The 21,175-nt window shown below is 62.1% G+C and carries 14 protein-coding genes; 7 read left to right on the top strand and 7 right to left on the bottom strand.

The window, feature by feature from the left end:
* Nucleotides 1–39 precede the first annotated feature (39 nt).
* The 4 genes from EXW71_RS28050 to EXW71_RS28035 are packed head-to-tail and all read left to right on the top strand — an operon-like array spanning nt 40 to nt 6,939.
* Nucleotides 40–1,416 carry an efflux transporter outer membrane subunit gene (locus EXW71_RS28050; RefSeq protein WP_134661224.1) on the top strand — a complete coding sequence of 459 codons (1,377 nt, stop codon included), beginning with the start codon at nt 40–42 and terminating at the stop codon, nt 1,414–1,416.
* Nucleotides 1,413–2,576, top strand: a complete 1,164-nt coding sequence (locus EXW71_RS28045) for an efflux RND transporter periplasmic adaptor subunit (protein WP_134661223.1) — start codon at nt 1,413–1,415, stop codon at nt 2,574–2,576. The genes EXW71_RS28050 and EXW71_RS28045 overlap by 4 nt, the downstream gene beginning before the upstream one ends.
* On the top strand, nt 2,573–5,650 hold the full coding sequence (locus EXW71_RS28040) for an efflux RND transporter permease subunit (protein ID WP_134661222.1): 3,078 nt from the start codon (nt 2,573–2,575) through the stop codon (nt 5,648–5,650). Before EXW71_RS28045 ends, EXW71_RS28040 begins: the two co-directional genes overlap by 4 nt.
* Nucleotides 5,651–5,676: 26 nt before the next feature.
* Nucleotides 5,677–6,939 (top strand): HAMP domain-containing sensor histidine kinase, encoded by a 1,263-nt coding sequence (locus EXW71_RS28035; RefSeq protein WP_134661221.1) that lies wholly within the window; start codon nt 5,677–5,679, stop codon nt 6,937–6,939.
* A gap of 51 nt (nt 6,940–6,990) precedes the next feature.
* On the opposite strand, the gene EXW71_RS28030 is transcribed toward EXW71_RS28035, so the two are convergent.
* The 4 genes from EXW71_RS28030 to EXW71_RS28015 all read right to left on the bottom strand — a co-directional run bounded on the left by EXW71_RS28030 (nt 6,991) and on the right by EXW71_RS28015 (nt 12,155).
* Entirely contained in the window at nt 6,991–8,322 is a 1,332-nt protein-coding gene (locus EXW71_RS28030) for a cytochrome c (RefSeq protein ID WP_134661220.1), read from the bottom strand.
* A gap of 16 nt (nt 8,323–8,338) precedes the next feature.
* Nucleotides 8,339–10,576, bottom strand: a complete 2,238-nt coding sequence (locus EXW71_RS28025) for a molybdopterin cofactor-binding domain-containing protein (RefSeq protein WP_134661219.1) — start codon at nt 10,574–10,576, stop codon at nt 8,339–8,341.
* Nucleotides 10,576–11,028: a (2Fe-2S)-binding protein gene (locus EXW71_RS28020; protein ID WP_134661218.1), complete on the bottom strand. Its 453-nt coding sequence runs from the start codon at nt 11,026–11,028 to the stop codon at nt 10,576–10,578. Before EXW71_RS28020 ends, EXW71_RS28025 begins: the two co-directional genes overlap by 1 nt.
* Nucleotides 11,029–11,225: 197 nt before the next feature.
* On the bottom strand, nt 11,226–12,155 hold the full coding sequence (locus EXW71_RS28015) for a LysR family transcriptional regulator (protein WP_134661217.1): 930 nt from the start codon (nt 12,153–12,155) through the stop codon (nt 11,226–11,228).
* A 110-nt stretch (nt 12,156–12,265) separates the two neighbouring features.
* Here EXW71_RS28015 and EXW71_RS28010 point away from each other — a divergent pair, with 110 nt between their 5' ends.
* The 3 genes from EXW71_RS28010 (at nt 12,266) to EXW71_RS28000 (ending at nt 16,431) form a co-directional block, all read left to right on the top strand.
* The gene (locus EXW71_RS28010; RefSeq protein ID WP_134661216.1) at nt 12,266–13,765 is read left to right on the top strand and encodes a CoA-acylating methylmalonate-semialdehyde dehydrogenase; all 1,500 of its coding nucleotides are present in this window, start codon (nt 12,266–12,268) and stop codon (nt 13,763–13,765) included.
* Nucleotides 13,766–13,990: 225 nt separating this feature from the next.
* Nucleotides 13,991–14,929 carry a pectate lyase gene (locus EXW71_RS28005; RefSeq protein ID WP_134661215.1) on the top strand — a complete coding sequence of 313 codons (939 nt, stop codon included), beginning with the start codon at nt 13,991–13,993 and terminating at the stop codon, nt 14,927–14,929.
* Between the two features lie 251 nt (nt 14,930–15,180).
* The gene (locus EXW71_RS28000) at nt 15,181–16,431 is read left to right on the top strand and encodes a glycoside hydrolase family 68 protein (RefSeq protein WP_134661214.1); all 1,251 of its coding nucleotides are present in this window, start codon (nt 15,181–15,183) and stop codon (nt 16,429–16,431) included.
* A 1,286-nt stretch (nt 16,432–17,717) separates the two neighbouring features.
* On the opposite strand, the gene EXW71_RS27990 is transcribed toward EXW71_RS28000, so the two are convergent.
* The 3 genes from EXW71_RS27990 to xylG form a co-directional block, all read right to left on the bottom strand.
* On the bottom strand, nt 17,718–18,026 hold the full coding sequence (locus EXW71_RS27990) for a DUF6124 family protein (protein WP_123717977.1): 309 nt from the start codon (nt 18,024–18,026) through the stop codon (nt 17,718–17,720).
* A 460-nt stretch (nt 18,027–18,486) separates the two neighbouring features.
* Nucleotides 18,487–19,623, bottom strand: a complete 1,137-nt coding sequence (locus EXW71_RS27985) for a sugar ABC transporter permease (protein ID WP_123717978.1) — start codon at nt 19,621–19,623, stop codon at nt 18,487–18,489.
* Nucleotides 19,624–21,168 carry a D-xylose ABC transporter ATP-binding protein gene (gene xylG, locus EXW71_RS27980; RefSeq protein WP_134661212.1) on the bottom strand — a complete coding sequence of 515 codons (1,545 nt, stop codon included), beginning with the start codon at nt 21,166–21,168 and terminating at the stop codon, nt 19,624–19,626.
* Nucleotides 21,169–21,175 lie beyond the last annotated feature (7 nt).

Below are 21,175 nucleotides of genomic sequence, written 5' to 3'. Positions count from 1 at the left end.
GCTATCCTCGCCGCATTCTTTAGCGGGGGGCGGGTGCCCATGTCAGTTGCAAGAACCTCTTTATGGCTCGTCGGCCTGCTGCTCAGCGGTTGCTCGATGGTGCCGGATTATCAAACGCCCACCTTACCCCTGGCCTCGCAATGGGACGCCGGGCAATCGGCGCAGGCGGCGCAGGGTGGGCGCTGGTGGCGGGAATTCCACAGCGCCGAGCTGGACCAACTGATCGTCCGTGGCCTGGCTGCCAACTACACGCTCAAGGCGGCGGTCAGTCGTATCGATGAAGCCCGCGCTTCGTCTCAGGTGACGGGCGCGGCGCAATATCCGATGCTGAGCCTGGGCGGCAATTTCCAACGCCAGAACAACTACGGCACCACTCCAAAGCGCAGCGTATTTGCCGAAGCCACCTATGAGTTGGACTTCTGGGGCAAACAGCGCGCAGCGGCAGACTCGGCTGACGCACTGGCCAAGGCCACGGTGTTTGATGCCGGCACCTTACGCATGAGTTTGAGCGCGAGCATCGCCGACAGTTATTTCCAGGTGTTGTCCCTGCAAGAGCGCCTGCGCCTGGCCCAGTCCATCGCCGACGACGCACGCCAAGTGCTCGACCTGGTGGAAGTGCAAGCCCGCCAGGGCGCCGTGTCCAACCTGGAAGTGGCCCAGCAGCGCAACGCCATGCAAACCTTCGAAGCGGCCATGCCGCCGCTGCGCCAACAGCGCGACCAGGCGTTGTATCAGTTGGCGGTGCTGGTGGGTGCGCCGCCCGAGGGCTTCCATTTGCAAGGGGAAGGGCTCAAGGGCCTGCAAGTACCGCAGCCGGCCACGGGCCTGCCGATTGGCCTGCTGCGCCAGCGCCCGGACATTCAGGCCGCCGAAGCGCGGCTGGTGTCGGCCAACTTCGACGTGGGCGTGGCTCGTGCCGCATTTCTACCCAACCTGTCCCTGGACCTGCTGGGCGGTATCGACACCCTTGCCGGCGGGCAAATCTGGAGCGCCGTCGGTACCCTCAGCCAGCCGCTGTTCCAGGGCGGTCAACTCAAGGGCCAACTGCATTTCGATCAAGCCCATGTGCAGGAGCTGACTGCCAGCTACCGCGAATCAATCATCGAGGCCCTGCAAGACGTCGAGACCCAACTGAGTGCCGCCCGTGAGCTGGACAAGAGCTACACGCTCAATCAGGCCGCCGTCGATTCGGCCCGCGAAGCCGCGCGCCTGGCCCAGGTGCGCTACCGCTTGGGCTCCACCGATTTCCAGACGCTGTTGATCGTCGAACGCACTCAATACCAGGCCGAAGACAGCCTGCTTCAGGTGCGCCTGCAGCATTTGCAGGCCGCCGTCGGCTTGTTTCGCGCGTTGGGCGGGGATTTTTCCGCCGCCAGCCTTGCTTCCCTATCTCCCGTACAGGTGGCTCAGCCATGAGTGTCTTGAATTCCCGTCGTCGCCTGGTTCTGGGCGCCTTGATCGTGCTGTCGCTGGGCGCCGTGGTCGGCGGCGTTCAATGGGTCCGTCGCGCCCATGGCGCACCGCAGCCGGTAGAGGCGGGTGCCGTGCCGGTGCGGCTGTCCGCGGTTAGCCGTCAGGACTTACCGATCTGGGTCAGCGCCATCGGCAATGTGCAGGCGCTTAACAGTGTCAACGTGCGGGTGCGGGTCGACGGCGAGTTGCAAAAGATTCTGTTCAACGAAGGCCAGATGGTCAGCGCCGGTAGCCTGCTCGCGGTGATCGACCCACGGGTGTATCAGGCGCAAGTCGCCCAGGCCCAGGCACTGGTGGCCAAGGATCAGGCGCAACTGGCCAACTTGCGGGTCGACCTCGACCGGGCCAGTAAATTGGCCGCCGCCAAGGCCGGGCCGACCCAGGATGTGGACACTTTCCGCGCCCAACTCGCTGCGCAACAAGCCACGGTGCAGGCCGATCAGGCCGCGCTGGACAGCGCGCGCCTGCAACTGGAGTTCACCCAGGTCAAGGCGCCGTTCACCGGGCGTACCGGCCAGCGCCTGCTGGATGTCGGCGCCATTGCCCACGGTGCCGAAGCCACGGGGTTGGTGACCATCACCCAGATGAACCCGATTTCGGTGGCGTTTGCCGTGTCCCAGGATGACCTCGCCGAGATTCTTGAAGAAAACGCCAAGGGCGCATTGAAGGTGGTGGCGATGACCCGCGATGGCCGCCAGGCGATTGCCGAGGGCCGCTTGAGCTTTATCGACAGCCAGGTGGCGGCCGCCAGCGGTCAGGTGCAGCTCAAGGCGCAATTCGACAACGCTGCCGGCAAGCTGTGGCCGGGTGAACTGGTCAGCGCACGCTTGCTGGTGCAAACCCGCCAGGACGTGACCGTGGTGCCCGCCGAGGCCGTGCAGTTCGGCCGCCAAGGCAACTTTGTGTACGTGGTCGGCGACGATCAACGTGTGCAACCTCGGCCGGTCGACGCCGGCACTGTGGTCGACGGCAAACAGTGGATTCGTCAAGGCTTGAACGCCGGCGAAACCGTGGTGGTCCAGGGTCAATCCCGTGTCGCCCCGGGGGTCAAGGTAATGCCCGCCGACACCGACACCGCCGCGCTGGCGGAGACTAAACCATGAAGGGCCTTGCGGGTTTGATTCAACGCCGCGTCGGTCTCAGCCTGTTGGCGGTGGGCGTGATGCTGCTGGGCGCGTTTGCCTATTTCCAGTTGCCGGTGGCACCGTTGCCCACCGTGGATTTCCCGACGATTCAGGTCACCGCCAAACTTTCCGGTGCCAGCGCCGAAACCATGGCCTCATCGGTGGCTACTCCGTTGGAGCGGGCGTTTGTCGCCGTGCCGCAAGTCACCTCGATGACCTCGTCGAGCGCTGCAGGCAAGACTCAGATCGTCCTGCAGTTCGACCTCAGCCGTGACATCGACGGCGCGGCCCAGGACGTGCAGACCGCGATCAATACCGCGACGCCGAACCTGCCCAAGACCATGTCCAGCGCGCCGACCTTCAACAAGGTCAACCCGGCCGAAGGCACCGTGCTGTCCCTGGCGGTCACGTCACCCACTCGCACCTTGCCGGAGCTGGACCGCTACGCCGACAACTACATCGCCCAGCGCCTGTCGCAAATGCCCGGCGTGGGCCTGGTGGATTTTCACGGCGAACAGAAACCCGCCGTGCGCGTGCAGATCGACCCGGATGCGCTGGCCGCCCGTGACCTGACGCTGGAGGACGTGCGCAGCGTGATCGGGGTCAGCACCCTCGACCAGCCCAAGGGCAGCCTCGACGGGCCCAGTCGCTCCATCACCCTCGGCGCCACCGACCAGTTGCTCGACCCGCAGCATTACCGTGACCAGGTCATCGCTTATAAAAATGGCATGCCGATCAAGCTCGGCGACCTCGGCCGCGTAATCGCCGGGGCCGAGGACACCCAGCAGGCCGCGCAACTGGGGCGCGAGCCGACGGTGATCGTTGATATTCACAAGCAGCCGGGCTTCAACCTGCTGTCCACCATCGCCACGCTCAAGGCCAAGCTGCCCGAACTCACCGCCTCGTTGCCGCGCGATGTGCAGGTGCAAGTGGTCGGCGACCGTACGCAAACCATCGAAGCCTCGGTCAACGACATGCAATTCACCTTGCTGTTGTCTATTGCGCTGGTGGTTGTGGTGATCTTTATCTTCTTGCGCAAGGCCACGGCCACGTTGATCCCGAGCCTGACCATCCCGCTGTCGCTGCTGGCCACTTTCGGCGTGATGTACCTGCTGGGCTACAGCCTCGATAACCTGTCGATCATGGGCCTGGCGATTGCCGTGGGCTTCGTGGTGGACGATGCCATTGTGGTGATGGAAAACATCGTGCGTCACCTGGAGATGGGCAAGTCTCGCTTGCAGTCGGCGGTGGATGGCTTGCGCGAAGTGGCGTTCACCATTGTGTCGATGACGGTTTCGTTGATTGCAGTGTTCCTGCCGATTTTGTTGATGTCAGGGATTGTCGGGCGCCTGATGCGTGAGTTTGCGGTGACGGTGAGCGTGGCGATCATCATGTCTTGCATCGTTTCGCTGAGCATTACGCCGATGCTCTGTGCCTGGCTGCTCAAACCTCACGCCGAGCAGGAAGAGGGGCGCTTCGCCCAGGCCTGCGAGCGTGCCTTCACGCGCTTGCACACTGGCTACCGGCGCAGCCTGGACTGGGTGCTGGACAACCAGCGCATCACCCTGGCGGTGGCGATCATCACCTTTGCCGCGACGGCGGCGCTGTATGTGGGCATCCCCAAGGGCTTCTTCCCGCAGCAGGACAACGGCCTGATCCAGGGCGTGGCGGAAGCCGCGCCGAATATCTCGCCGGTGGCTATGCGTGCCCAGGTCAACCGTGTCGCCGAAGTCATCGGCCAAGACCCGGCGGTGGCACGCGTGTATTTCTGGATCGGCCCCAACCCGACCGTCAGCCAGGGTAAGGTGATGATCAACCTCAAGCCCTTCAGCGAGCGCACCGCCAGTGCCGGTGAAGTGATCCGCCGCCTGCAACCGGCGCTGGATCGCCTGGACGGTGTGAAGGTGTTCATGCAGGCCAACCAGGACATCCAGATCGGCGGCCGTGCCAGCAAGACCCAATACCAGTACACCCTGCAAGACCCGGACAGTGTCGAACTGGACCACTGGAGCGGCGTGCTGCTGGCCAAGCTCAAGTCCTTGCCGCAGCTGCAGCATGTGACCTCCGACCAGCAGCAGGCCATCGCCCAATCGACCCTGGTGATCGACCGCCCGACCGCCGCGCGCCTGGGCGTAACGGTGCAGGCGATTGACGACGTGCTGTACGACGCCTTCGGCCAGCGTCAGGTCGCAACGATGTTCACCCAGCTGGACCAGAACCATGTGATCCTCGAACTCGACCCGAGCTGGCAAACCTCCACCGCCACGCTGGAACATCTGTTCGTGCGCGCCAGTTCCGGCGCACGGGTGCCGCTCAACCTGCTGGCGAGCGTGCAGACTGAGCAGGTACCGATCATCATCAACCACCAGGGCGTGTTCCCGGCGATCACCTTGTCGTTCGACCTGGCGCCTGGCCAAGCGCTGAGCAACGCCGTGGATGCGATCAACCAGGCGAGCCTGGCGGTGGCGATGCCGGACACGGTGGTGGGCAGTTTCCAGGGCACTGCCCAGGCCTTCCAGGATTCGCTGAAGTCGCAGCCGTGGCTGATCCTGGCGGCAATACTCACGGTGTATATCGTGCTCGGTGTGCTCTACGAGAATGCGATTCACCCGCTGACGATTATTTCGACGTTGCCGTCTGCCGGGTTCGGCGCGTTGCTGGCGTTGATGCTGTGTGGCCAGGATCTGTCGGTGCTGGGTATGATCGGCATCATCCTGCTGATCGGTATCGTCAAGAAAAACGCGATCATGATCGTCGACTTCACTTTGCAGGCCCAGCAACAGGGCCTGTCGCCCCGCGAGGCGGTGCGCGAAGGCTGTCTGCTGCGCCTGCGGCCGATCCTGATGACCTCGTTGGCCGCACTGCTGGGGGCGGTGCCGCTGGCGTTCGGGCATGGGGCCGGCGCTGAATTGCGCCAGCCGTTGGGCATCGCGATTGTCGGCGGGCTGGCGGTTTCGCAGGTTCTTACACTCTATACCACCCCTGTGGTCTATCTTTGGTTCGAGCGTCGGCGGCGCAAGGCATTGCCCGACGCCTCCGGTAGCGCAGTGTGAACGTGGCAGCGGAAACTCGTATGGGCATGGATTTCAGGCAAAGTCTGACGAAGCGGATTGTGGTGGTGTTTGCGCTGATGAGTGCCTTCGTGGCGGGCGTATTTGCGGCCGGCATTGTGGCGACTGTGCATGTGGTCGAGCACAAACTCACCAGTGCCGACCTGGGGGGCGGTTTGAACCGCCTGTTGCGCCAGGATGATGTGGGTACCTGGAGCCACCGCCCGGAAAAAGACACGTTGTTTTTTGCCCAGGGCGGTTCGGGCGATATGGCCCTCGATCCGGCGCTGGCCACACTGGCGCCGGGGTTCCAGGAAATCGAGTATCAAGGGCAGTCTTACTACGCGGTGTCCCAGATGGTGGACGGTCGCCAATACGTGTTGCTGCGCAACCAGGAAAGCTTCGAGCAACGTGAACGCGTACTGTTCGGTGCAGTGGCGGTAGGGTTTGTGCTGAGCATTCTATTGGCGATACTGCTGGGCCGTTTGTTGGCGCGCCGGGTCATGGCGCCGGTGATCCGCCTGGCGCGGCAAGTGCGCCATCGAGACCAGTTGCTGGATATGGCGCCTCCACTGCATCTGGATTACGCCGTGGATGAGGTGGGGGAGTTGGCCCTGTCCTTCGATAAGACCCTGGGTCGGCTGCGCGACGCGTTGAGCCGGGAAAAACTCTTCACCAGTGACGTCAGCCACGAATTGCGCACGCCGCTGATGGTATTGGCCAGCTCTTGTGAACTGTTACTCAGCGACCCGTCCCTGGATCAGCGCTCGGCGGCGCAGGTTGGCCGTATTGCTCGGGCCAGTGATGAAATGCGCCAACTGGTGGACACTTTTCTCATGCTGGCACGCGCTTCGAGTGCCCGGGACAATGGCGTGCAGGCCACCTTGAAAGACGTGGCGGACGGGTTGGTCGAGATCTGGGGGCGGATGATTCGCGAAAAAGGTTTGACGTTCATCTATGACAGCGATAACGCCTCGCCGCAGTTGTACAACCTGACGTTCCTGCAGTCGGTCATGGGTAACCTGCTGCGCAATGCCTGGCATTACACCGATCACGGGTTTATCCGCCTGACCCTGAATGAGCATGGCTTCAGTGTGGAAGACAGTGGCATCGGTATTCCCGATGACAAGCGCGCAGCGATGTTCCTGCCGTTCGTACGCGGCGAGCAAAGTCGTGGCGAAGGGTTGGGCCTGGGCCTGTCGCTGGTGCAGCGGATTTGCAGCGTTCAGCAATGGCGGGTCGAGCTGACTGCCAGGGAGCCGAATGGGTGTTGTTTCACCGTGGGGTTGTAGTGAGCGGGTTTGCCCGCGCTGGAGGCAAGCCCGCTCGCTGCAAGTCTGCGGTCAGCGCATGTGCAGGATGATCGGGCTGCTGCTCGCAGGATCGGTATGACCGCGCAACTTACTCACCGCTGCGGCATCGACGGCACCGCCATGATTGCCCCAGGTACTGCGCACGTAAGTCAGCACCTCGGCGATTTCCGCGTCCGACAACTGCTCACGAAATGCCGGCATGCGGTAAGCGTCCGGCAAGCCGGCGGCTACCACCCGTTGCGAGCCGTTGAGGGTGATGTTGATCGCTGACGCACTTTCCGAGGCCAATGCCGACGTGGCACCGGCCAGGGGCGGCATCCACTCGGGCTGGCCCTTGCCGTCCGGGCCGTGGCAGGACGCGCAGCGGGTGGCGTAGGTATGGGCGCCGGGGCGGGTGTCGACGGCGGCGTTCTGGTATTGCCATGGCGTGCCATCGCGCTGCGGGTCGCCGGGCAGTGACTTGAGGTAATGGGCGATGGCGGCCAGGTCCTCGTCGTTCATGAACTGGGTGGAGTTGTTGAACGCCTCGGTCATCGAGCCATACACCACGGCATGCCGGTTGCGGCCGGTCTTGAGGAACTGCACGATCTCAGGCTCGCTCCAGCGGCCCAACCCGGTGTTGGGGTCCTGGCGCAGGCTGGGGGCGTACCAGCCGTCGAGCAGGGCGCCGGCAAGGAACGGTGTACCGGACTCGTCCAGGGCTTTTTCGTTGAAGGCCAGGCCACGTGGCGTGTGGCAACTGCCGCAGTGGCCGGGCCCCTGGACGATATAGGCGCCGCGATTCCATTGCGCATCCTGGCCTTGTTTGGCCGCATAGGGCGTGCTGGGGGCAAACAGGCCGTTCCATAAGGCGATGGGCCAGCGCATATTCAGCGGCCAGGGAATATCACTGGGGATGTTGGGTTGGTTGGCCGGCTGCACACCTTTCATGAAAAACGCGTACAGCGCACGGATGTCGTCGTCGCTGAGCTTCACATAGGACGGGTACGGCATGGCCGGGTAAAGCCGTCGCCCACCGGGTGCCACGCCGTGGCGTACCGCGCGGTCAAAGTCGGCGAGGGTGTAGGCACCGATGCCGGCACCCTTGTCAGGCGTGATGTTGGTGGCATGGATCGCGCCCAGCGGCGTGGCCATTTCCAGGCCCCCGGCGAACGGCGCCTTGCCCAGCAGGCTGTGGCAGGCCACGCAGTCGCTGACGCGGGCGACATACTCGCCGCGACTGACCAGGGCGGGGTCAAAGGTTTGGGCCTGCTCGAAAGGCGTGGCGGGCTGGCGCGTGACATACCAGGCCAGTGCGCCGGCTGCGACCAGGCCGGCCAGCACCAGCCAGCCTGCGGTTCTTGCGAATCGTGGGTTGTTCATGGGTGGTTCCTGTCGGTTAGGCGAACGTGTATCGGCTCAACGGCAGACTGCGGATGCGCTGGCCGGTCAGTTGCGCCACCGCATTGGCCACGGCCGGCGCTACGGCAGGCAACGGCGGCTCGCCGATACCGCCCATTTTCTCGCCACTCTCGACAATCTTCACATGCACCTGCGCCATGCGCGAAGGCGGCAGGATCGGGTACAGGTCGTAATTGCGCGCCCGGGGTTTACCGTCTACCCACACCGACTCCTCCAGCAAGGTTTGCGACAAGCCCAGCGCCACGGCGCCACTGACCTGAGCCTGGACAATCGCCGGGTTGACGATGCTGCCTGGGTCGATCGCTTCCCAGATGTGATGCACCTTGACCTGACCTTGCTCGATCGACACCTCGGCGACCACCGCCGCGTGGGAACCGAACGGCGAGGCCATGGCGATGCCGCGAGCACGCTTGCTGCCGTCTTCTGCGGTATAGGGCCCGCGCTTCCAGCCGCCGGACAGCTCCGCCGCCGCTTGCAGCAGGGTGGTCAGCCGTGGGTTGTCGCGCAACAGATGCAGGCGCAGCTCGTACGGGTCGTGGCCGCCTTTGTCGGCCAGTTCGTCAAGGAACGCTTCGTAGAAGAAGTCGTTGAGCGAATTGCCCACCGAACGCCAGTAGCCGAGCATGGGCGCGCCTTTGACGTAGATTTGTGCAATGCGTTTATTCGGGATCGCATAGGCCTTGCCCGACAACCCTTCAAGGGCGGTGGGGTCGATTTTATCGCCCTGTTTGCCGGCGAGGGCTTCGGTCGGGCCTTCGGTCGCGCTGACTGCCTCGATGGCGACCGGCAGGCCCTTGTCGTCCAGCGCCGCGCGGAACTTGACCACGGCAACCGGGCGCAGCACATCGCGCAGGAACTCTTCCTCACGGCTCCAGATCAGTTTGACCGGGCGACCGACCGCCTGGGCCAAGGCAATGGCCTGCGGGTACGGGTTGGCCGAGTCATACAGAAAGTGCCGGCCGAAGAAGCCGCCCAGCAGCGGCGAGTGCAGGGTGATTTTTGCGGGGTCGAGCCCGGTACGCTTGGCGATGTCGGCGCGGAACATGTCCGGCGCCTGGTTGGGCAGCCATACCTCCAGGGTGCCATCGGGGTTGAAGCGTGCCAGGGCCGACGGCGGCTCCAGTTGGGCATGGTTCAGGTATTGGTTGTGGTAGGTGGCCTCGACCTTGGTTTTGGCATTCGCCAGCGCGCCGGCCACATCGCCTTGCTTTTCGTCGTCACGGACCGGCCCCTGCTGGGCGGCGAGGAAGTCGCGGTGCTTGTCGGTGGAAAAGTCCGCAGGCATCACCCGCAGCGTCGAGTCGGCCGGGGCTTCCAGCCATTCCACCTGGATGGCCTCGACGGCACGCTTGGCATGCCACCAACGCTCGGCAACCACGGCCACTGCGCCGGGCAGTTGATGGACCGAGTGCACACCCTTCATGGCCTCGACCTGCGCCTGGTTGCGCAGGCTGCCCACGGTCATGCCCAGGCGCGGCGCGTGCTGCACCGCGGCGTGGAGCATGTTGTCGACCTTGAGGTCGATACTGTAGAGCGCCTTGCCGGTGGATTTATCGTAGGCATCCAGGCGTTTCACCGGCTTGCCGATCCAGCGGAACTGGCTCGGGTCACGCAGGGTGATGGTTGCCGGGTCGGGCACCGGCATGTCCAGGGCGCGAGCGGCCAACTCGCCATAACCCAGCGAGCGGCCGGAGGCGGTGTGCACCACGCGGCCGGGTTGGGTGGTCAGTTGGGCCACCGGCACGCCAAGCTGCTCGGCACCGGCCTGCAACAACATGGCGCGGGCCAGGGCGCCGAGGCGACGCATGGTCGGGTAGCTCATGCGTACCGACATGCTGCCGCCGGTGATGCGCATACCGTTTTCCATCACCACATAGGCTTCGCCGGGCGGGGCGGCGTCAACCACGAAATGAGCGGGGTCGACATCAAGCTCTTCACCGACAATCTGCGCCATGGCGGTATGGGTACCTTGCCCGCCTTCCATAAACGGGCTGCGCAGATGAACGCTGCCGTCCGGGCGGATTTCCAGGAACGCCGGCACCTGGGTGCCGCGCTCTGCCGGGTTGGCGGTGGCGGCCAGTACCCTGGACGAGCCCAGCGGCAGGCCAAAGCCAATTACCAGTGCGCCCACCGCGGTACTGGTGAGGAAGCGCCGGCGGGACAGGTTGACCGGGGCGCCCAGAGCCAGGTCGAGGCTTTCGTCGGACGTATTCATCAGACGACCTCCTTCGCCAGGTCATGCATGGCGGCATGGATGGCGTTGTAGGTGCCGCAGCGACACAGGTTGATCATCGCTGCGTCGATCTGCGCCTCCGTGGGGGCGGGCGTGTGCTTGAGCAGCGCCGTGGCTGCCATTACCTGCCCGGACTGGCAATAACCGCATTGCGCCACCTGGTGTTCGACCCAGGCCGCAACCACGCGCTTGCCCACGTCATCGGCTTCGACGGCCTCGATAGTGGTGACCTCACGGCCGACCACTGCGGCCACCGGGGTCACGCATGAGCGCACGACATTACCGTCCACCAGCACGGAACAGGCGCCGCACTGAGCCAGGCCGCAACCGTACTTGGTGCCCGTCATCCCCAGGTCATCGCGGATAACCCACAATAAGGGCGTGTCGGTGTCGGCCTCGACTTGATAGGCCTTTTGGTTGATACGTAATTCCATGGCTCACTCACCTGCTGATCAACGGTAGGTGCGGCCTTGTTTTAATAGGTCTTGCGCTGGCCGCTTATTGTCGAACTCTAGACTACGGCGCAAGTGCAAACTATCCGCCAGTCGATAAATTCAGAGGATCAGGCAAGTATTCAAGAGAATTGAGCTAACGCGGGAATCGGCGAGGGCGCTGTTTCGGCGGCTGTGGTTTACCCAACGAAACGGAACCCGGCCGATAGCCTGCTCTTCAGATAGCCAACCAATGTACTCACCGACTTGGGTACATGAGGCGAATAAGGGCGAATCAGGTAGATCTCGTCGGCAAATACCCCTTTGAGTGTCCAGCCCTTGAGCACCTGCACCAGCGTGCCGTTGGCCAACGCGGCGTGGGCGCTGAAATCCGGGAGCAGGGCAATGCCCAGGTGGTTGAGCGCCGAGTCGCGCAAGGCTTCGCTGTTGTTGGTGGCAAAGCTGCCGGCGATGGGCACCGTGAGGCGTTCGGCGTTGCGTTCGAAGGTCCAGGCCGGTTGGTCGGACCCGCGCGGGTAGAACAGGCAATTGTGCGCAGTGAGGTCGCCGGGTTCGCGCGGCTCGCCGTGGCGTTGCAGGTAGTCGCGGGTGGCCACCAGCACCGACGTCGTGTCGCACAACTTCCAGGCCACATGGGTTTCCGGCACCTGGAAGCCATGGCGCACGGCCAGGTCGTAGCCTTCGGCCGCCAGCGAACTTAACGCATCGGACACATCCAACTGAATGCGCACCTGCGGGTAGAGCTGCAAAAACGCCGACAGATGCGGCACCAACTGTTGCCGGGCAAACGCCACCGGCGCGGTGAGGCGCACCAGGCCGCGAATCTCCCCGGCCGAGTCGCGCACCGAGGAGAAACTGCGGGCGATATGGGCATAGGCGCTGCGCACTTCCCGGGTCAACGACTGCCCCGCATCGGTCAGCCGCACGCTGCGTGTGGTGCGGGTGACCAGCCGGGTGCCGGTGGCTTTCTCCAGGTCTGAAATGCGTTGGCTGACCGCGGATTTACTCACGCCCAGGCGCGTCGCGGCGGCGGTGTAGGTGCCTTGTTCCTCCAGCACCGAAAGCCAGTGGATATGCGTCCACAGCCCCTCGATCTCGGCTTTTTCCATGGTTCTATTGTTCGCTTGAATGGACAATAAGTTCTGGATTCTGCTCTGGTTCGGAACAAAGCGAAAGCCTATCGTGGTTTCCATTGCCACCGACCTGAGAACCCCCTGCCATGACCACCACCATTGAGCACTACATCAACGACCAGCGCGTGTCCCGCGATAATCGTTATCAGGACGTCTACAACCCGGCCACCGGCGAAAAGACTGGCCGCGTCGCCCTGGCCAGCCGCCAGACCGTGGCCGAAGCCGTCACGGCCGCCCAGGCGGCGTTCGCCGGTTGGGCCGATACGCCACCGATCCGCCGTGCCCGCGTGCTGTTCGAGTACCTGCACCTGCTGCGTGAGCGCAAAGACGACCTGGCACGCATCATTGTCGCCGAGCATGGCAAGGTCTTCACCGATGCCCAGGGCGAAGTCGACCGTGGCATCGACATCCTCGAGTTTGCCTGCGGTATTCCCAACCTGCTCAAGGGCGAGCATTCCGACCAGGTGTCGCGTGGGATGGACAACTGGACGATGCGCCAGCCCCTGGGCGTGGTCGCTGGTGTCACACCGTTCAACTTCCCGGTGATGGTGCCCATGTGGATGTACCCGATCGCCATCGCGGCGGGCAACACCTTCATCCTCAAGCCGAGCCCGACCGACCCGAGCGCCTCGCTGTTCATGGCCGAACTGCTGCGCGAAGCCGGCTTGCCCAAAGGGGTGTTCAACGTGGTGCAGGGTGATAAGGAATCGGTGGATGCATTGATCGAGCACCCGGACGTCAAGGCCGTGAGCTTCGTCGGCTCCACACCGATTGCCCAGTACATCTACGAAACCGGTGCGCATAACGGTAAGCGCGTGCAAGGCCTGGGCGGCGCGAAAAACCATATGGTGGTGATGCCCGACGCGGATATCGAGAAAACCGTCGATGCGCTGATGGGCGCCGCCTACGGCAGTGCCGGCGAGCGTTGCATGGCGATCTCGGTGGCGGTGCTGGTGGGTGATGTGGGCGACAAGGTCATCGCCGCCTTGAGCGAACGGGCCAGGCAACTGCGCATCACCGACGGCCGGGACCTGAAAGCCGAAATGGGCCCGATTGTGTCCCGTGCCGCATTGGAACGCATCAGCGGCTACATTGAACAAGGCGTGCAGGCCGGTGCGCAATTGCTGCTCGACGGGCGTGGCTACGTGCCCTCCGAAGCCGGCCTGGAAAACGGCTTCTGGCTCGGCGCCACGCTGTTCGACCACGTGACCACAGACATGAGCATCTACCGCGAAGAAATCTTCGGCCCGGTGCTGGCCTGCGTGCGCGTGAATGACTTCGCCGAGGCCATCCAGCTGGTCAACGCGCATGAGTTCGGCAACGGCGTGAGCTGCTTTACCCGCGACGGCAACATTGCCCGTGAATTTGCCCGGCGGATTGAAGTGGGCATGGTCGGCATCAACGTGCCGATCCCGGTGCCGATGGCGTGGCACGGCTTTGGTGGCTGGAAGAAGAGCCTGTTCGGCGACATGCATGCGTATGGCACCGAGGGCGTGCGCTTTTACACCAAGCAGAAATCGATCATGCAGCGCTGGTCGGAGAGCATCGAGCAGGGCGCGGAGTTCGCGATGCCGGTGTCCAGATAACGCGAGGCAAGTGTGGGAGGGCGCCTGCACCCTCCCACTTTTTTTGACCGTGCAAGGGTTGACGGCTGGGCGAATGCTGAATACTGTATATAAACACAGTGTTTAAGCGCTGACCGACCAACACCGGCAACTTCAGCCATGCCAAACACTGTGTGCAAGTTAACGGATTAACTTGATGCACAGGCCCGTCTTATCGGGCCGTATTTATTGATAGAGAGGGAACTCATGTCGTACCCAGAAAGCAAACTTACCGGGTTGACCGGTTTCGCCCAAGCGGCAAAAGTGACCGGCGGGTGGTCCGGCCCGGTGGTCAGTATCACTACCCTGGATCAACTCAAGGCCAATATTGGCGACACCACCCCTCGGGTACTGGTGATCAACGGCAATATTTCGGCATCAAGCCTTACCAAAGTAAACATGGGCGCCAACAAGACCCTGATCGGCTCGTTCCAGAACCGCACTCTGGAGAATATTCACCTGCGTGCAACCGCGCAGTCGCAGAACATTATTCTGCAGAATATTATCTTCAAGCATTCGGCGAGTATTAAGGCCAATGACGACATCCAGGTCTATCTGAACTACGGCAGCAAGTACTGGATCGACCATTGCTCTTTCGTCGGGCACAGCTGGTCCACCACTGACGGCAGTGAGGACAAACTGCTGTATATCGGTGAAAAGGCCGATTATGCCACCATCAGCAACTGCTTCTTTGGCAGCCACAAGTACGGCCTGATCTTCGGTCATCCGGCGGATGACAACAAGGTGGAGTTCAACGGTTACCCACATCTGACACTGTGCCATAACCGCTTCGAGAATATGGAAGTGCGTGCGCCCGGCCTGATGCGCTACGGTTATTTCCATGTGTATAACAACTATGTCAATAACTTTCACCTCGGTTTCACTCTGGCGCAGAACGCCAATATCCTTTCCGAAAGTAATTACTTTGGCGAAGGCAGCCAAAATAAAGGCATGTTGGATGATAAAGGCACGGGCACTTTCACGGACACGGGCAGTGTGCCTGCAATCACCAACCAGAAGTCGCCCAAGGCACAATGGACAGCAACTTCCAACTACGCCTATACCTTGAAGACGGCCGCACAAGCCAAAGACTTCACGCAGAAGAATGCCGGTGCGCAGTCTGTGGCCTTGGTCTTTGGTAGTTGATTAGCTAGCTTTCTAGTTGGTCAGGCTGTATTGAAAGTGCCATTGTTTTTATATCAAGGATATAAATACAGTGATGGCGTTTCTAATCTAAATAATTCTTCATGTTGTGATAGAAAGGTTTCCATGTTAAACCTTGTATCGCATTTGCGGAGTTAACTATCTACTGCTCTTTCAGTCATCATTAAGTTGCTGGCTGTCAGGAGCTATTTAATCTTCGCTTGCCACTTAAGCGTTAGCAAAAGGACATCATCATGAAACATGCGAATCACACACCCACTCGCTGGACACGGGCCGATGCGCTGAAAGTTAATGAGAATGACCCGACGACTACACAGCCGTTAGTGAGTCCCGACTTTCCTGTCATGAGTGACACGGTCTTTATCTGGGACACCATGCCCTTGCGTGAGCTGGATGGCACGGTGGTATCGGTCAACGGCTGGTCCGTGATCTTCACCCTGACCGCCGACCGTCGTCCCCATGATCCGCAATTCATCAACGCCGATGGCCGCTACGACATCAAGCGCGACTGGGAAGACCGCCACGGCCATGCACGTATCTGCTACTGGTATTCGCGCACCGGCAAGGACTGGATCTTCGGCGGTCGCGTCATGGCCGAAGGCGTTTCGCCCACCACGCGTGAATGGGCGGGCACGCCGATCCTGTTGAACAACAACGGTGACATCGACCTGTACTACACCTGCGTCACCCCGGGCGCCACGATTGCCAAGGTCAGGGGCCGGGTCGTCACATCCGACACCGGCGTCACCCTGCAGGGCTTTGATCAGGTCAAAGCGTTGTTCGAGGCCGACGGCACCTATTACCAGACCGAAGCGCAGAACGCGACCTGGAACTTTCGCGACCCGAGCCCCTTTATCGATCCCAAAGATGGCAAGTTGTACATGGTGTTTGAAGGCAACGTTGCCGGCGAGCGCGGTACTCACGAGGTGGGGCCGAACGAGCTGGGCCTGGTGCCACCGGGGCACGAAGACGTGGGCGGTGCCCGCTACCAGGTCGGTTGCATCGGCATTGCCGTCGCCAAGGATCTCAACGGTGACGAATGGGAAATCCTGCCGCCGCTGGTCACTGCCGTGGGGGTCAACGACCAGACCGAGCGTCCGCACTATGTGTTCCAGGACAACCGGTATTACCTTTTCACCATCAGCCACAAATTCACCTACGCGGACGGCGTGACCGGCCCGGATGGCGTCTATGGGTTTGTCAGCGACCACCTGTTTGGTCCCTATACGCCGATGAATGCTTCCGGCCTGGTGCTCGGCAATCCGCCTTCGCAGCCGTTCCAGACCTATTCCCACTGCGTAATGCCCAACGGGCTGGTGACGTCGTTTATCGACAGCGTGCCCACCCACGGCGATGACTACCGCATCGGTGGCACCGAAGCACCTACGGTGCGGATTGTGTTGAAGGGCGATCGCTCGTTTGTGCAGGAGGCTTACGACTACGGTTACATCCCGGCGATGCGTGATGTTGTGTTGAGTCAGTAACGGTCGGGAAAGCCACTCTCAGGAGAAATGCCAGTCAGTTACGGAGGAGCATAGTCACTGTGGCGAGGGAGCTTGCTCCCGCTGGGTCGCGCAGCGGCCCCAGCTTTGGGCTTGAAAAGACTGGGCCTGCTGCGCAGTCCAACGGGAGCAAGCTCCCTCGCCACAGGTTACTCGTTGTCCGCTCTATCGTTTAATTGTCTGGAAAGTCACTCTCAGGAGAAATGCCAGTCAGTTACGGAGGAGCATAGTCACTGTGGCGAGGGAGCTTGCTCCCGCGGGGTCGCGCAGCGGCCCCAGCTTTGGGCTTGAAAAGACTGGGCCTGCTACGCAGTCCAACGGGAGCAAGCTCCCTCGCCACAAGTTACTCGTTGTCCGCTCTATCGTTTAACGGTCGGGAAAGCCACTCTCAGGAGAAATGCCAGTCAGTTACGGAGGAGCATAGTCACTGTGGCGAGGGAGCTTGCTCCCGCGGGGTCGCGCAGCGGCCCCAGCGTTGGACTTGAAAAGACTGGGCCTGCTGCGCAGTCCAACGGGAGCAAGCTCCCTCGCCACAGGTTACGCGTTGTCCGCTCTATCGCTTAACTGTCTGGAAAGCCACTCTCAGGAGAAATGCCAGTCAGTAAGGAGGAGCATAGTCACTGTGGCGAGGGAGCTTGCTCCCGCTGGGTCGCGAAGCGGCCCCAAGCTTTGGGCTTGAAAAGACTGGGCCTGCTGCGCAGTCCAACGGGAGCAAGCTCCCTCGCCACAGGTTACGCGTTGTCCGCTCTATCGTTTAACTGTCTGGAAAGCCACTCTCAGGAGAAATGCCAGTCAGTAAGGAGGAGCATAGTCACTGTGGCGAGGGAGCTTGCTCCCGCGGGGTCGCGCAGCGGCCCCAGCGTTGGGCTTGAAAAGACTGGGCCTGCTGCGCAGTCCAACGGGAGCTTGCTCCCGCTGGGTCGCGCAGCGGCCCCAGCTTTGGGCTTGAAAAGACTGGGCCTGCTCCGCAGTCCAACGGGAGCAAGCGCCCTCGCCACAGGTTACTCGTTGTCCGCTCTGTCGTTTAACTGTCTGGAAAGCCACTCTCAGGAGAAATGCCAGTCAGTTACGGAGGAGCATAGTCACTGTGGCGAGGGAGCTTGCTCCCGTGGGGTCGCGAAGCGACCCCAGCTTTGGGCTTGAAAAGACTGGGCCTGCTGCGCAGTCCAACGGGAGCAAGCTCCCTCGCCACAGGTTACGCGTTGTCCGCTTTATCGTTTAACTGTCTGGAAAGCCACTCTCAGGAGTGGCTTTTTTATGCCTTTTTTTCAGGCAGGCGCCGTTGACGGCTTCAGGCATTCGATGGAGCGATCCACCGTGGTCCTGGCAATCTCCAGCAAATGCCATACCGCGAGGATCTTCGCCCGCTCGGGGTTTTCCAGCAGCTCGCCGCAGTCCAGCGCAGTCGCCGAAGCACTGTCGAGCAAACTGGCGGTGTAGAGCAGGGCGTCTTCGAAGCTCAGGTCGTCGTTGACGCAGTGAACGCCTTGGGTGGGCAGGTAGTGGTCGATAGCGCGGTTGAAGGCTGCGCGGGCTTTGGCGGGATCGAGAGGTGGGTCGGGTAGGACTTTGTTCATGGTGTAGTTCCTGTCTGAATATCAAGGAGCTGACACTTTTCGCGACTAAACGAAGGTGGCGGCTGTACGCAGGTTAGTCGACCGGTCAGAACAGGAACCCGGCGCGCCCGAGGGCGCCCTGCGCACAGCCACCATAAAGCTTCATGGGGGCATGCGCCTGTTCCGAGTTCGGGCGACTAAACCCGATCACTGAATTGGCAGTGACGGACCGCAGACTAGCCACCGATTCCAACAGGCACAAGGCGGCAGGGATTGTCTAGGAAACGTCCCGCAATTAAAAGCGACCCGCCTTGCTGGCCCTTTACAAACCATGACCAACTGCCACTCACCCGCCGATCAAACAATCGAATGCGCTCGATGTAGCAGGGGGCTTACTCCCGATAGCGACGGATCAGCCAGGTAGGTTTCACTGGCCCATCACCCTCGAGGGCAAGCCCCTTTTGCAGAGGGGATTTGTGGTTCAGCGCCGACCCGCCCGCGTGCTCACATCCACCCAAACCGCCAGCACCAGGATGCTGCCCTTCACGATCATCTGCCAGTAGCTGTCCACATCCAGCATCGACATGCCGTTGTCCAGGCTGGTAATCACCAGCGCCCCGAGCAACGCGCCATACACGGTGCCCGACCCGCCGCGCATCGACGTGCCGCCGATAAAGCACGCGGCGATGGCGTCGAGTTCGCCCATGTTGCCCGCCGACGGTGAACCGGCTGCGAGGCGGGCGGTGTTGACCAGGCCGGCGAGGGCGCACATCACGCCCATGATGCCGAAGATCCACAGTTTGACGGCCTGCACGTTGATGCCCGACAGGCGCGTGGCTTCCATGTTGCTGCCCACCGCGTATACGCGGCGGCCGAACACGGTCTGGCTGGTGACGTAGCTGAACACGCCGAGCAGCACCAGCAATAACAGCACCGGCACCGGGATGCCGTCGTAGCTGTTGAGGGTTGTGACGAACCCGGCCAGCACGGCGCCGATCACCCCTACGCGCAACACGTCACGCACCAGGGAATGAGCCGCCAGACCATGCAATGCCCGGTTGCGCCGCTGCTTCCAGGTGAGGAACAAGGTCAGCGCAAACAGCAGCACACCCAGGCCGACACCCACCGCATGCGGTAAATACCCCTGGCCCACGTACACCAGTGACGGCGATACCGGCGCGATGGTCGTGCCGCCGGTAATTCCCAGCAGAATCCCGCGAAACGCCAGCATGCCGCCCAGGCCTACGATAAACGACGGGATGCGCAGGTAAGCGGTCATGTAGCCGTTGGCCAACCCGATCATCAACCCGCACAACGCCACCAGGCTCAGGTTGGCCAGCAGTGGAATGTGGTAGACCACGTCCAGAATCGCCGCAAGCCCGCCCAGCAGCCCCAGCAACGAACCCACCGATAAATCGATCTCGCCGCTGATAATCACCAGCACCATGCCGCATGCCAGGATCCCGGTGACCGACATTTGCCGCAGCAGGTTGGACAGGTTGCGCGGCGTCACGAAACCGCCCTCGGTCTGCCAACTGAAGAACAGCCAGATAAACGCCACGGCGATAACCAGGGCAAGCATTTTGTAGCGGGTAAAAAGGTGTTTGACCTGATTCATCTACGCGGTCTTCCGATCATTATTGTGTTGGCTGAGCGCGGCGGCGAGCACCTGTTCCTGGGTAAGGCCGTCGTTGATGAAGTCCCCCCGCAGCTGGCCGTCGCCAATCACCAGCACGCGGTTGGACACGCCCAGCACTTCGGCCAGTTCCGAGGAGACCATGATGATCGACACGCCTTCGGCCGCCAGGGCGCCCATCAGTTTGTAGATCTCATACTTGGCCCCCACGTCCACCCCGCGCGTGGGTTCATCGAGGATCAGCACCTTGGGCTTGGCCATCAGCATCTTCGCCAGCACGGCTTTTTGCTGGTTGCCACCGGACAGGCTGGTGATCGATAACGACGGGCTGGCCGTCTTGAGGTGCAAGCGTGCGATCTGCTGGTCGATGCTGCCCAGCTCGGCCTCGGCGTTGATGCGCGTCAGGTGGGAGTAGGTTTCCAGCACCGTCAGGGTGATGTTCTGGCCCACCCCGAAATCCGGGATGATGCCTTGACGCTTGCGGTCTTCGGGCACCATGCACAGCCCGGCGCGGATCGCCTTGAGCGGCGTGCGCGTGTCGATCACGGCGCCGTCCAGCCACACTTCGGCGCTGTAGCGGCCGGGGTAGGCACCGAACAGCGCCGACACCAGTTCCGTGCGCCCGGCGCCCACCAGCCCGGCGATGCCGAGGATTTCCCCGCGCCTGAGCACAAAGGAAATATCATCGACGCGTTTGCGCTTGGGGTTGTCGACGTCATAACAGGTGACGTTGCGCGCCTCGAAAATCACCTCGCCCACCGCGTGGGGTTCTGTGGGGTAGAGGTTGTTCATTTCGCGGCCGACCATCTGGGTGATGATCTGCGGGATGTCCATGTCGGCCATGGCGGTGGTCGCGATGTGTTTGCCATCGCGGATCACGGCGATGGTGTCGCACACCGCCGCCACTTCATCAAGCTTGTGGGAGATGTACACGCACGCCACGCCCTTGGCTTTGAGGTCTCGGATGATATCGAGCAGCACCTCGATTTCCGAACGGGTCAGGGCCGAGGAGGGTTCGTCGAGGATCAGCAGGCGTGCCTGTTTGTTGAGGGCCTTGGCGATTTCCACCAGTTGCTGGTAACCGCCGCCGTACTGCGACACCGGCAGCGCCACATTCATGTCCGGCACCTTGAGCTCGCGCATCAGGGCTTCGGCGCGGTGGAGCATGGCCGGGTAGTTCATGCGCCCGCCGGGCAATGTCAGTTCATGGCCCATGAAGATGTTTTCGGCCACCGACAGGTCAGGCACCAGGGTCAGTTCCTGGTGAATGATGACGATGCCGGCGGCCTCGGTTTCGCTGATCGACTGGGCCTTGAGCGGTTGCCCGTCCCAGAGGATTTCACCGTCCCAGGTGCCGTACGGGTAGACCGCCGACAGCACCTTCATCAAGGTGGATTTACCGGCACCGTTCTCACCGCACAAGCCGACACATTCCCCCGGCCGCACGTTGATATCGATACCGTTCAGGGCGGGGACACCGCCAAAGGTTTTGACGATGCCGCGCATTTGCAGCAGGTAATCGGACATGACCATG

The organism is Pseudomonas sp. BCA17 (assembly GCF_004519405.1).
GTDB lineage: Bacteria > Pseudomonadota > Gammaproteobacteria > Pseudomonadales > Pseudomonadaceae > Aquipseudomonas.
The sequence above is the reverse complement of the archived record's forward strand: the minus strand, read 5'-3'. Positions and strand labels throughout refer to the sequence as shown.

Bases quoted from the DNA above. Each gene is read 5' to 3' on its own strand.
- EXW71_RS28015 (WP_134661217.1), bottom strand. From the start codon at position 12,155: ATGGAAAAAGCCGAGATCGAGGGGCTGTGGACGCATATCCACTGGCTT.
- EXW71_RS28045 (WP_134661223.1), top strand. From the start codon at position 1,413: ATGAGTGTCTTGAATTCCCGTCGTCGCCTGGTTCTGGGCGCCTTGATC.
- EXW71_RS28035 (WP_134661221.1), top strand. From the start codon at position 5,677: ATGGATTTCAGGCAAAGTCTGACGAAGCGGATTGTGGTGGTGTTTGCG.
- EXW71_RS28005 (WP_134661215.1), top strand. From the start codon at position 13,991: ATGTCGTACCCAGAAAGCAAACTTACCGGGTTGACCGGTTTCGCCCAA.
- EXW71_RS27990 (WP_123717977.1), bottom strand. From the start codon at position 18,026: ATGAACAAAGTCCTACCCGACCCACCTCTCGATCCCGCCAAAGCCCGC.
- EXW71_RS28010 (WP_134661216.1), top strand. From the start codon at position 12,266: ATGACCACCACCATTGAGCACTACATCAACGACCAGCGCGTGTCCCGC.
- EXW71_RS28025 (WP_134661219.1), bottom strand. From the start codon at position 10,576: ATGAATACGTCCGACGAAAGCCTCGACCTGGCTCTGGGCGCCCCGGTC.
- EXW71_RS28020 (WP_134661218.1), bottom strand. From the start codon at position 11,028: ATGGAATTACGTATCAACCAAAAGGCCTATCAAGTCGAGGCCGACACC.
- EXW71_RS28000 (WP_134661214.1), top strand. From the start codon at position 15,181: ATGAAACATGCGAATCACACACCCACTCGCTGGACACGGGCCGATGCG.
- xylG (WP_134661212.1), bottom strand. From the start codon at position 21,168: ATGTCCGATTACCTGCTGCAAATGCGCGGCATCGTCAAAACCTTTGGC.
- EXW71_RS28030 (WP_134661220.1), bottom strand. From the start codon at position 8,322: ATGAACAACCCACGATTCGCAAGAACCGCAGGCTGGCTGGTGCTGGCC.
- EXW71_RS27985 (WP_123717978.1), bottom strand. From the start codon at position 19,623: ATGAATCAGGTCAAACACCTTTTTACCCGCTACAAAATGCTTGCCCTG.
- EXW71_RS28050 (WP_134661224.1), top strand. From the start codon at position 40: ATGTCAGTTGCAAGAACCTCTTTATGGCTCGTCGGCCTGCTGCTCAGC.
- EXW71_RS28040 (WP_134661222.1), top strand. From the start codon at position 2,573: ATGAAGGGCCTTGCGGGTTTGATTCAACGCCGCGTCGGTCTCAGCCTG.